This window comes from Pseudomonas sp. S11P7, from assembly GCF_023195435.1.
Lineage (GTDB): Bacteria > Pseudomonadota > Gammaproteobacteria > Pseudomonadales > Pseudomonadaceae > Aquipseudomonas > Aquipseudomonas fluorescens_G.
In genome coordinates this window covers 2,232,911-2,244,486 of the sequence record NZ_JALPKS020000002.1, presented here as the reverse complement: position 1 = coordinate 2,244,486, position 11,576 = coordinate 2,232,911, and the positions used below count along the sequence as shown (strand labels likewise).

Annotated in this window: 12 protein-coding genes; 8 read left to right on the top strand and 4 right to left on the bottom strand. The window is 57.0% G+C overall.

Annotated features, from left to right (window positions below):
- Positions 1–153 precede the first annotated feature (153 nt).
- The 3 genes from M0746_RS10445 to M0746_RS10435 are packed head-to-tail and all read right to left on the bottom strand — an operon-like array spanning position 154 to position 1,907.
- Positions 154–675 carry a hypothetical protein gene (locus tag M0746_RS10445; protein WP_258449099.1) on the bottom strand — a complete coding sequence of 174 codons (522 nt, stop codon included), beginning with the start codon at positions 673–675 and terminating at the stop codon, positions 154–156.
- Positions 672–1,406: an alpha/beta hydrolase gene (locus tag M0746_RS10440; RefSeq protein ID WP_258449098.1), complete on the bottom strand. Its 735-nt coding sequence runs from the start codon at positions 1,404–1,406 to the stop codon at positions 672–674. Before M0746_RS10440 ends, M0746_RS10445 begins: the two co-directional genes overlap by 4 nt.
- Before the next feature lie 3 nt (positions 1,407–1,409).
- On the bottom strand, positions 1,410–1,907 hold the full coding sequence (locus M0746_RS10435) for a PAAR domain-containing protein (RefSeq protein WP_258449097.1): 498 nt from the start codon (positions 1,905–1,907) through the stop codon (positions 1,410–1,412).
- A 925-nt stretch (positions 1,908–2,832) separates the two neighbouring features.
- Between M0746_RS10435 and M0746_RS10430 the strand changes: the two genes are divergently transcribed.
- The 5 genes from M0746_RS10430 to M0746_RS10410 all read left to right on the top strand — a co-directional run bounded on the left by M0746_RS10430 (position 2,833) and on the right by M0746_RS10410 (position 8,025).
- Positions 2,833–3,573, top strand: a complete 741-nt coding sequence (locus M0746_RS10430; protein WP_258449096.1) for a response regulator — start codon at positions 2,833–2,835, stop codon at positions 3,571–3,573.
- On the top strand, positions 3,570–4,883 hold the full coding sequence (locus M0746_RS10425) for an ATP-binding protein (RefSeq protein WP_258449095.1): 1,314 nt from the start codon (positions 3,570–3,572) through the stop codon (positions 4,881–4,883). The genes M0746_RS10430 and M0746_RS10425 overlap by 4 nt, the downstream gene beginning before the upstream one ends.
- A 284-nt stretch (positions 4,884–5,167) precedes the next feature.
- Positions 5,168–5,983: an alpha/beta fold hydrolase gene (locus tag M0746_RS10420; protein WP_258449094.1), complete on the top strand. Its 816-nt coding sequence runs from the start codon at positions 5,168–5,170 to the stop codon at positions 5,981–5,983.
- A gap of 216 nt (positions 5,984–6,199) precedes the next feature.
- Entirely contained in the window at positions 6,200–7,639 is a 1,440-nt protein-coding gene (locus M0746_RS10415) for an ATPase domain-containing protein (protein ID WP_258449093.1), read from the top strand.
- 23 nt (positions 7,640–7,662) lie between these two features.
- A complete protein-coding gene (locus M0746_RS10410; RefSeq protein WP_093101892.1) occupies positions 7,663–8,025 on the top strand; it encodes a response regulator in 363 nt (120 codons plus the stop codon).
- A 25-nt stretch (positions 8,026–8,050) separates the two neighbouring features.
- On the opposite strand, the gene M0746_RS10405 is transcribed toward M0746_RS10410, so the two are convergent.
- Entirely contained in the window at positions 8,051–8,914 is an 864-nt protein-coding gene (locus M0746_RS10405) for a LysR substrate-binding domain-containing protein (protein WP_258449092.1), read from the bottom strand.
- A 108-nt stretch (positions 8,915–9,022) separates the two neighbouring features.
- Between M0746_RS10405 and M0746_RS10400 the strand changes: the two genes are divergently transcribed.
- From M0746_RS10400 to phnE, 3 genes are read left to right on the top strand one after another with little or no spacing between them, the layout of a single operon-like run.
- Positions 9,023–9,892: a phosphate/phosphite/phosphonate ABC transporter substrate-binding protein gene (locus M0746_RS10400; protein ID WP_258449091.1), complete on the top strand. Its 870-nt coding sequence runs from the start codon at positions 9,023–9,025 to the stop codon at positions 9,890–9,892.
- Positions 9,889–10,686 carry a phosphonate ABC transporter ATP-binding protein gene (gene phnC, locus M0746_RS10395; RefSeq protein WP_258449090.1) on the top strand — a complete coding sequence of 266 codons (798 nt, stop codon included), beginning with the start codon at positions 9,889–9,891 and terminating at the stop codon, positions 10,684–10,686. The genes M0746_RS10400 and phnC overlap by 4 nt, the downstream gene beginning before the upstream one ends.
- 2 nt (positions 10,687–10,688) lie before the next feature.
- Positions 10,689–11,507, top strand: a complete 819-nt coding sequence (gene phnE / locus M0746_RS10390) for a phosphonate ABC transporter, permease protein PhnE (RefSeq protein WP_258449089.1) — start codon at positions 10,689–10,691, stop codon at positions 11,505–11,507.
- Positions 11,508–11,576: the final 69 nt, after the last annotated feature.

Genomic DNA, 11,576 nt, shown 5'->3' with positions numbered 1-11,576 from the left:
TGGCTCGAAAGCGCCATTGGTAGCTAATCTGCCAAGCAAAACAGGGAAGCCCTCGGGAGACGGCCGCGGTAACGCACCACCTAAAGGCAAGTAAATTCTTACGATGGGGTTGGCTGCTCTCCTAATTCCTTGCTTCAGTGCTATCTAAAAAAGCTAAGGTTTTTTGAATATCTGCTCTCGCAGTTTCGTGGTAGGAATGATCAATGACTTCGTGTAATAGGTTTTATAGCCATACGCGGTAATGCGTACCTTGCAGGGTATGAGAGCTTTATTGACTAGAAGCGGCCGGACGGCTTCGTAATCATTCAGATCGAGTTGCGTCCCATCGGGTCTTGTATTGTAAAAAACAAGTTCTGACGTGAAAGTGTAATTTGGTCTGGTTTGGCTGATCGCATTCACCAGACCTTCAGCCTTTATATTGATTGAATGCTCGGACGAAAAATCCATATCGCCGTCTAACGAGCAGATCAGCGTTGGTGTGAGCTGATTAGAGTTTTCGAAATCATTGAATGCGTTAACCAAATCTATTGTTGAAGTGAATTTCACAGTAAAAAGATTATTCGGCCCTAATTCAAAAGACGACAAAGTGAGGTCTGCGGGAGGGATGTTGGCTGTTTTCACACAGCCAGCGCAGAGAAGTAATGTCAGGCAAACAAAGCCGCGATATTTATTCATTGGCCGAAAATACCATTGATGGAATCAAAAACCAGATCGAGTGCTGACTTTGTTTCCTGAACAGGTTGAATGAACATCCAGTCTGCAGAGGCGTGGTGGATGTCGATGGTCTTGTTCATGGTCGGACCGGACTTTATATTCCAGCGCTCGCCGAAATCGGCGACGCTGTCAGAAGAGTCGGGTTTGCTTGAGTTGGCTCGAATGTTAATCCAGGACTCTGCGACAGGTTGCGGCTCTGACATGTAAATATCCGAGCCCAGCCATACCCAAAAGCCTTCGCCGACAGGGTCGAGTGTCACCAGAAATTTAATGGTGTAACCCGCTTCAGATAAAATTTTTGAAAGATGTGCTCCGTTCCATCCCCCCAAACTGTGACCCACGATATATACCGGGCTTGATTTGCTGGGTATTTTATCGATGAAATTGGTCTTGATGTCGCCGGAGCCTTTGGCGTCGTTGTAGCCTCTGGCCCAGCTTGTGTATTTGGGCTTCAGTTTTGCGTGCGGGCTTATTCTGTTGTCGAGCAGATTTTTTGCGGCATCGATGTTGTGATAGGCACCTTGAAAGTAATACTTTTCCTGGTCTGCGGCGCCACCGATAAAGAAAACGATGGCTTTCTTTTCCGGAACTGGTACTGCTTTTACGGTTGAATCATTTGCAGCGGTCAATGTTTTCGTTGCTGCCAGGCTTGCGGTGTTGCCGTTTGGAAGAACAATCTGCTCTGCGGCCATTACTTAGTCTTCCAGAAAGATTTTGATGGTTTCTGCCAAGTGCGAACTCACCATATGGGTGAAGCCCATTAAGTCGCTAACGCCATGTTCCAGGCTTCCATCCTCACGTTGGATGGCATAACCGTGATTAGGCATTGGCTCGCCAGTCGTGCCGTCGACCAGTTTGATCTTGTCGCTGAAGTGCACCGGCATTGGCAGTAAACCGCTGAAGGGCGCTGATACAACGGTGTCGCCGATGATGACGGTGCCGGAACCGCCAATGACAATGTTGCCATGGCCCCCGGTGCTGTCTATTGTCGCGGCGTTCAGGCCGTTGATGAATACAGTCGAACTGACGCCCCCGGTAATCGGGCTACCACATGCGGATTTGTCGGTCATGCGAGCAGCTGCGAGGCCGTCGAAGAATACGTTCGGCGAGCCGCTGGCAATAGGATTGGTACCGTGTCCTGGAAGTGGGCAACTGGTGGGATCTGAGACGCGAGCAGCTGGTTTTCCACTCATGGAAGGTTCCGTTTCGAAATGTCAGTGGCGGGCTCGTGATTGTCACGCGAGCATGGGGACGCAATTTGCGTTAGACGATAGGTGTTTTTACGAGCAGCACCTCGACGTAGCCGTCGCCCAAGCAGGGATGGCTTACAGTTCTGAAATGCGGGGGCGTATATGAGAAGTGCCGGCGCGGAAGCGCTTCCGTACGTGGGGCAGGCATAGAAGTGAATCGTCCTTGAAAAATCGCGGTGAAGGATGCCCGAGGTGAGGATTTCGTTCAACGAGATTTTTCGAGTGCTCTTGTACTTTTGGTCTCATTTCCGAAACTTTTTTGCAGCGCGTATAGGCCGCTGTAGTCATTACTGAATCCAAGCCGAGAGAAACTCCAGGCTGACGAGGTTGATTTCGGCTTTTTTTAGATGGTGCTTTTCGGACAAAAGCGCCTTTAATTGACAGGCCACACCTGGCCGTTTTCTGCCCTCCACGAATGGCACAGACCGGCCAGAGCCAGACGTCCGTCAATAAGCGCTTGCGCCCCATTGCGGTCTATTCTGTACCGACAAAGCCCCGATTATTCAGGGCTTTGTCGTTTCTGGCATACGAAGCTCCCCAGAAGTGTGTATGGATCGTTTTCTCCTCTGTTCGGGCATTTCCGCCCCTCCTCCTCACTTCAAATCCAAACTCCGCACCACCAATCCGCCAACTCGCATTCAACAGGCGGCCGCACCCGATCGTGCTCAAACAAGAAACCGCCCCACCCCTAAAAAACTGGACGGCCATCAGCGTTTGACGGCGTAATACGCGCGCTGTAAATCCGCGACCTCCCTTGTTGCCGTTGGCGCCTCGCCGGACTGTTGCCGTCCGCGTACGGGCCTCTTCAAACGGGCAATCGGACATCGCCAGGCCGCGCAACAGTTGCGCTCATGTTGGAGAGCAGGGAATGGAACATGTCGATCATGTATTGATCGTGGATGATGATCGCGAGATCAGGGAACTGGTTGGCAATTACCTCAACAAGAACGGCCTGCGCACCACCGTGGTTGCGGATGGCCGTCAGATGCGGGCGTTTCTGGAAACCAACAAGGTGGATCTGATCGTACTCGACATCATGATGCCGGGCGATGACGGGCTGCTGCTGTGCCGTGAACTTCGCGTCGGCAAGCACAAGGCAACGCCGGTGCTGATGTTGACCGCGCGCAGCGACGAGACCGATCGCATCATTGGTCTGGAAATGGGCGCCGACGATTACCTGGCCAAACCTTTCGCTGCGCGCGAACTGCTCGCACGGATCAATGCCGTTCTGCGCCGTACGCGCATGCTGCCGCCTAACTTTGTGGTCAGTGAAAGCGGCCGGAAGCTCAAGTTCGGGCGCTGGCGCCTCGACACCACCGCTCGCCATCTGCTCGATGAAGACGACACGCTGGTCTCGTTGAGCGGCGCCGAGTACAGGCTGCTGCGGGTGTTTCTTGATCATCCGCAGCGGGTACTGAGTCGTGACCAATTGCTCAATCTGACCCAGGGCCGTGACGCGGACATCTTCGACCGGTCGATCGATTTGCTGGTCAGCCGCGTGCGTCAGCGTTTGCTCGATGACGCGCGCGAACCGCTGTACTTGAAGACCGTGCGCAATGAAGGCTACGTCTTTACGTATGCGGTCGAAGTGCTCGAGGAGCAAGCATGAAACTCGCCTTGCAGTGGCCTCAAACGCTGGCATCGCGGCTGTGGCTGGTGTTTCTTGTCGGCCTGATACTCGCCCAGTCGCTGATGTTCGCAGCCCAGTATTACGAACGCTACGAAAGCACCAAGACGGCCATGCTGGGCAATTTCGAACACGACACCGCGACCTCCATCGCCATCCTCGACCGCTTGCCTGCGGCTGAGCGTCCGGCCTGGACCCAGCGCCTGCAGCGGCGCAACTACGACTATTTGCTGCGCGAGCATGATGCCGGAAGTCCGCTGACCTCGAATGATCTGGCCGGGACTGCAGCGCAATCACTGCAAGTCGCCCTGGGCCGCGACTATGCGCTGAGCTTTGTCGAAATCCCCGGCCCACGTCCGCACTTTCAGGCGCAGCTGCGACTGTCCGACGGTAGCCCGGTCACCATCGACGTGCGCCCTTCTGTCAGGCCTTTGTCGCCCTGGTTGCCGTTCGCCCTGTTGGCTCAATTGGTGTTGATGATCGGCTGCACCTGGCTTGCCGTGCGCATCGCGATACGCCCGCTCAGCCGTCTGGCCGAGGCGGTGGAGAATCTTGATCCGAACGCGCATCCGATGCATCTGGATGAAAGCGGCCCGCGCGAAGTGGCCTACGCTGCCCGCGCCTTCAACAGCATGCAGGCGCGGATCGCCGCTTACCTCAAAGAGCGCATGCAATTGCTGGCGGCCATTTCCCATGACCTGCAGACGCCCATCACCCGCATGAAACTGCGCGCTGAGTTCATGGAGGATTCGGCAGAGAAAGACAAACTGGGCAATGACCTCAACGAAATCGAGCATCTGGTGCGCGAGGGTGTCGCCTATGCTCGCAGCGTTCATGGCGCGACCGAGGCCAGTTGCCGCATCAGTCTGGACGCCTTTCTCGACAGTCTGGTCTGCGACTACCAGGACACCGGTCGAGAGGTCAGCCTGAGCGGCAAGAACGGCGCGGTCATCGAAACCAGACCGCATGCCCTGCGCCGTATTCTGGTGAATCTGGTGGACAACGCGCTGAAGTACGCTGGCACCGCCGAAGTGCAAGTCAGTACAAACGCAGGCAGCGGCGTTTCGATCAGTGTGCTGGATCGGGGACAAGGCATTCCCGAAGAGGTTCTGGCAGACGTGGTCAAGCCGTTCTATCGAGTGGAAAACTCCCGCAGCCGCAGCACAGGCGGTACCGGTTTAGGCCTGGCCATCGCTCAGCAACTGGCCATCGCAATTGGTGGTTCACTGACGTTGCGCAACCGCGACGGTGGCGGTCTCTGCGTCACCCTCGACATCGGCGTCCATCCCTAGCCCGCGCGGGCTACACGTCGACGGCGGCCACTATCGGCCGGATACAGTGGCTCGCGTTTGTAAGCCACTGTATCCAGCGCCTTTACAGACTCAAAACAACGCATAACTGCCGGTTATCGAACATAGCCGGTATACATGCCCCTGCAAGAATTCTCCCCATCGACTCGCCACCGGATCCCCGAACAGCGAGCCCTGACAATGCATTTTTCAGCGGCAGTCATTCCGATTGCCAGAAAAACCATGTGTTTTCCAGCTGTCTCCAACCAATGAAAAAAGGAATGATCATGCGCAATATCAAATCGCTTTTGGCTGTCACCATCACCGCGGCATTGGCACTGACCTCTTTGCACAGCACTGCGGCCATCGAACCCGGCGCCGCCAAGCCGACAGTCGTGCTGGTTCATGGTGCATTCGCCGAATCGTCCAGCTGGAATGGGGTTGCCGCGCAGTTGCTGAAACAGGGATATCCCGTCGTTGCCGCGGCCAACCCGTTGCGTGGCGTCAAGCAGGACTCGGATTATGTCGCCGATATTGTCGAGCACACCGCCGGTCCGGTAGTCCTCGTTGGCCATTCGTACGGCGGCTCGGTGATCACCAACGCAGTCCACGACAACCCTAAAGTCAAAGCGCTTGTGTATGTCGCAGCCTTTGCGCCGGACAAGGGCGAAACCGCCATCGAGCTGTCCGGTCGCTATCCGGGAGGCACCCTTGGCCCGACCCTCGCCGCCCCGGTGCTGTTGAAGGACGGCAATAAGGATCTCTACATTCAGCAGGACAAATTCGGTCAGCAATTTGCCGCCGATGTACCCGCCGCCGAGTCGGCATTGATGGCCGCTACACAACGGCCGATCAGCGAGGCTGCGTTGAAGGAAGGGTCTGGCGAACCGGCGTGGAAAAAACTGCCGTCGTGGTTCATCTACGGTTCGGCGGATAAAAACATTCCTGAGGCGGCGCTGAAGTTCATGGCCGATCGCGCGGGTTCGAAAAAGACCGTTACCGTCCAGGGTGCGTCCCATGTGGTGATGACGTCCAACCCGCAGAAAGTCACCGCGCTGATCATTGAAGCGGCCCAGGCCAGCGCCACCGGTTCATCGCACTAAACGATACGGTCGCCCGAAAGCAGGGCTTGCTCAAAAGGTTGTTGCTTCGACAAATAACAGATCCGGCGCCGCGCGTCGGGTCTGTTTCTGCTTGATCGCGCAGCGGAACTTCCAGCGCTACTTTTCCCTCAACCGCAATGGTCTCCGGATGGAAATGACGTTAGCATTTCATCCATCCGGCTTAAGAAGCCTGTTTTTTCAGATCAGGGTCGCATTGTGGAAAAGCTAAAACGCCTTCAGAGCGGAATCGAAGGGCTCGACGCGCTGCTTCAGGGAGGCCTGGTCGCGGGTGCTTCATACATCATTCAAGGGCGTCCGGGCTCGGGCAAAACCATCCTCGCCAATCAGCTGGGGTTCCATCATGCCCGCAACGGCGGTCGCGTTCTGGTCGCCACGTTGCTGGCCGAGTCGCACGACCGGCTGTTCCAGTTTCTGTCGACGATGAGTTTTTTCGACGCTTCTCGAGTGGGTGCAGAAATACAATTCGTCAGCGCATTCGATACGCTGGAGAACGAAGGCCTCGACGAGGTGGTGAAACTGCTCAGGCGCGAAATCAGCCGGCAGAAAGCCACGGTCATGGTCGTCGACGGTTTGCTCAATGCGCGCTCCAAAGCCGACTCGCCTATCGACACGAAAAAATTCATTTCCGAGCTGCAAGGCCACGCGGCGTTCGCCGGTTGCACCGTGCTGTTTCTCACCAGCTCGCGCCTTGACGACGGCAGCCCCGAACACACGATGGTCGACGGCGTCATCGAAATGGGCGAAGAACTGTTCGGCACGCGCTCGGTGCGCCGCATTCACTTGCGCAAGACCCGCGGCAGCGGCGCGTTGACCGGTTTGCACGAGTGTGAAATCACCGACGACGGCCTCGTCGTCTATCCACGCCTTGAAAGTCTGTACAAACGCCCTTCCGCCCCGGACAGCGCCGACATGACGCGCATTCCCAGCGGCATTGCGTCACTGGATGAGATCCTCGGCGGCGGACTATATAGCTCCAGCGTGTCGCTGGTCATGGGGCCTTCAGGGATCGGAAAAACCACCCTGGGGCTGAAATTTCTGGCGCAGTCGACGCCCGAAGCGCCGGGCCTGCATTTCGGCTTCTATGAAAGCCCGCAGCGCCTGCGCCTGAAAGGCCAATCGCTCGGCATCAACATTGAAGACATGGAACACAGCGGTGCGCTGAGCATTGCCTGGCAACCGACCACCGAGGGTTTGCTGGATGGCCTCGGCGCGCGACTGCTGAGCATCGTCGATGAAAAAGGCATCAAGCGCTTGTTCATCGATAGCCTGAGCGGCATGACCAGGGTTTCCACCACCCCGGAACGCATCACCGACTTCTACAGTGCGCTGATGAACGAGCTGCGATCCAGAGGCGTTACGGTGTTCGCCTCGTGGGAAATGCGCGATTTGTTCGGTTCCGAGGTGAGCTCACCGAACTCTGACCTGTCCAGTATTGTCGACAACCTGATCCTCATGCGTTTCTTTGAGCATCACGCTGAACTTCGCAGGACGCTTTCCATTCTTAAGGTACGCGATAGCGCCTATAACCCATCGCGGTTCGAGGTGGTTATCCGTGATCAAGATGTGTTCCTGGAAAAGGCTTTGAGAAATGAACCTTCAGCCTCAGCTGAGTCATTGCCTGGTTCAATATCGTAAGTCTTCGAGCGGGTTGAAATAACATGACCACCATCCTGGTAGTCGACGACGAGTATCTGATTGCTGACATCCTTGGCTTTGCGCTTGAGGATGAAGGCTTCATGACGGTGACCGCCAGCAATGGCAAGAAAGCACTCGACGTGCTGGAGCGAGAACGGCCAGCGCTGGTCATCACTGATTTCATGATGCCGGTCATGGACGGCCTCGAGTTCGCCGAAGCCGTGCGCGCTCAGCCCTCCGTCAAACATTTGCCGATCATTCTGATGAGTGGCGCGCAGGCGCATATCGGCATGGAGCGCTCGGATCTGTTTGATGTGGTAGTTGCCAAGCCTTTTGACATTGCCGAGATTGTGGCGCAGGTAAAGAAGCTGTTGGCGACGGACTAGCCGAGCGCGGATGGCGAGCGGCTGATCATCCCGCCGCAAGCACCACATCAAAAAACGACGTGATCAGTCGACTTGAGCGACGGTCGGCCAGGCAATAAAGGTAGGTTTCGGTAAAGAGTTGTTCCCCTTCGATGCGGATCGTGCGGATTCGCGGATCAGCGATGAACTCCGCCTCAGAGACAACCCCAAGCCCGATTCCGCGTACGACGGCTTCACGCAACGCCTCGCGACTGCCGATTTCCATGGCGATGCGAGGCGTAACGTGCGCCGCCTTCAAGGCCTGCTCCAGCACCAGACGCGTCGTGGAGCCAGGCTCCCGCTGCAACAGCCGCTGCCCCTCCAATTCCTCCAGACGCACTGAATCGCGGTTGGCGAAAGGATGCTCGTGGTGGGCAAACAGGATGATTGCGTGGCGCGCGTAATGCACAGCGCAGAGTGCCGGGTCATCATGCCGGCCGGCGAGTACCGCGATATCCGTCACATAATTCTCCAGGTCGGCCAGCACCTGCGCCGAATTACCCACCCGTATCGAAACATCAATGCGCGGGTGTACCTGAAGGTAATTGTCGACCATCTCGATCACGTGAAAAGGCCCCACCGCGCCGAGCTTGAGCTGCCCACTGTCGAGCCGGCCAGAGTCGCGCAACAGGTTGTGCGCGTCCAGATCCAGTGCCGCCATCGCCTGCGCAATGGGCAATAGCTGGCGACCTACATCGGACAACTCGATACGCCGCCCGCGGCGGTGAAACAGCTCGAGATCATATTCGCGCTCCATCCCCTGCACTTGCGTTGTGAGCGTGGGTTGGCTGAGCCCGAGCGCCCGCGCCCCAGCACTGAAACTTCCGTGACGCGCCACGGCTAGGAAGGCACGCATTCTGGCGGTCGACATCCATAGACTCCATCAATACTTGGCTGTGAAAACTCATATTGAATTGATCCTATGACTGTCACGTGACATTTCTAGCCTGTGGCGACTCCAAACAACTTCTGGAATGCCATGAATAACTTCAGCAGATTTTTGCGTCTGGCCGCGGTTGCCTGCCTTTCTATCAGCGCTGCCTGCCAAGCGGTGGCGGGCGAAAAATTGAGAATTGGCCTGATCCCGTCGGAAGACTCTCAAGCCATGATCGAATCGAGCAAACAAGTGCTCAGCAGTCTTGAAGACAAACTGGGCATGCCTGTCGAACCCTTCGTCGCCACGGATTACAACGGCATTATCGAAGCACTGCGCGCGGGCAAACTGGACGTAGCTTATCTCGGCCCTTTCTCGTACGTGCTGGCGGCGTCGGTCGCAGATGTCGATGCGTTCGCGGTCGCCGTCACCAAAAAAACCGGTCAAAGCGCCTACAAGAGTTTGATCCTCGCTCGCAAGGGCAGCGGCATCACTCAACTGTCGGACCTGCAGAATCACACCTTCGCGTTTGTTGACCCCAGCTCTGCCTCGGGCCATCTGTTTCCGAAAGCCGGACTGGAGCAGGCAGGTTTTGATCCCGCAACCCTGTTTTCTCGTGTGATTTTCTCCGGCTCCCACGACGCAAGCATCCTCGCTGTGGCCAACGGCAAGGTGGATGCCGCCGCTGTCGCCGACCGCATTCTGGCCAATGCCATTGCCCGAGGACTGGTGAAGCAGGACGACTTCCAGGTGGTGTGGAGTTCTCGTCCGATCCCGGAATCGCCGATGGTCTGGCGCAGGAGCCTCGACCCGGCACTCAAGCAGAAAGTCGCTGCGGCACTGGCATCGATCAAGAACGTGCCTTGGGGTGATCAGGGCGAGCTGGACGGCTTTCAGCCCACCACCGACGCGGCTTATGACGTTGTGCGCGAAACCGCCAAAGTGCTCGATCTCGATCTGCGGAGACTTAAATGATCAGTATCCGCCAACTGACCAAGCACTACGGAACGAACCCGGTTCTGCGTGGGATTGACCTTGATGTCGCGGCAGGAGAATTCGTCGTGGTGCTGGGTCAGTCCGGTGCGGGCAAATCCACGTTGCTGCGTTGTATCAACCGCCTGGTCCAGGCCGACACCGGAACGCTCTGCGTAGCGGGTATTGACGCACTGGCCTGCCGCGACACCATCGGACTGCGACGTCATGTGGCGATGATTTTTCAACACCACAACGTAGTGCCGCGTCTCAGCGTGCTGAAGAACGTGCTCACCGGATGCCTGGGCGCGGCATCGACGTTGACCTCGATCCTGCAACTGTTTCGGCGTGAGGACGTGGCGCTCGCGATGCAGTGTCTTGAGCGTGTAGAGCTTGCGCACAAAGCCCATCAACGGACCGATGCGCTGTCCGGCGGGCAGATGCAACGCGTAGGAATCGCACGTGCCTTGGCGCAACGGCCAAAAGTGATTCTGGCGGATGAACCGGTGGCCAGTCTCGACCCAAAGACTGCGCGTCTGGTGCTGCAGTATTTGCGCGATGCTACTCGGGAACTGGGAATCACGGTGTTGTGCAACCTGCATCAGATTGAGTACGCCCGAGAGTTTGGTGACCGGATCGTCGGCCTGGCCCACGGCAAACTGGTGTTTGACGGTAGCGCTTGCAGCATGAACGAAGACGACATTCAGCGCATTTATCCCGGCCAGACAACCCAATCGCCGGACCTCGGCGCAAAAGCGCAGGCGCTGACAGTCCCTCGCGCTCAGGTGAGGGTTTGAACATGAAACAGCAACGTTATCTGTGGACCGTGGACCTGCCTCACGGACCGCGTGGGTGGCTATCCACCGCATTGATCGTACTGGCGGTGATTCTCACGCTGCACTGGAGCGCAACCGGCGCGCAATTAAGCGTGGGCGAACTCGCCGCAGGGTTGCCGCAAATCGGTGATTTCCTTGCCCGCACGGTCCCACCCGACCTGAGCATTCTCCCTCGACTGCTGGCGCCCGCCGTGGAGACATTGCAAATCGCTATTTGGGGCACGTTGCTCGGCGTGTTGATGGCCATGCCGCTGTCGATTCTCGCGGCGCGCAACCTGAGCCGCAACCGCCTGGTCTTTCACGCAACCCGGCAATTTCTGAACATCACTCGCAGCATCAATGAGCTGATTCTGGCTCTGGCATTTGTCTCGGCGGTAGGTCTTGGGCCCTTCCCTGGCGTGCTCGCGCTGGCTTTGCACGGCATGGGCATGCTTGGAAAATTCTTCGCCGAGAGCATAGAAGAAATCGACCAAGGCCCGATCGAAGCGCTTCAGGCCACCGGTGCGCGCCCCCTACAAGTCATCGTGTTCGGCGTGTTGCCGCAGGTCATCACTGCATGGATCGCAGTGGTGCTGTACCGCTTCGAAGTCAATTTACGCTCGGCGACCGTCCTCGGCATGGTCGGTGCAGGCGGGCTTGGGTTCGAGCTGGTAAGCAGTCTGAAGCTTTTCAAATATCAGGAAACGGCCACCTGCATCATCGTTATCACGCTCATGGTAATCATCGCTGACGCACTGTCGGGTCGATTGCGCAACGCGATCCAACGTGGCGCTCACACCTGAACAATCGCAGGCAAGCCGTCCAGGTCATTATCGGTTCAACCAATTGATGCCTGCGAATTATCGATTTGA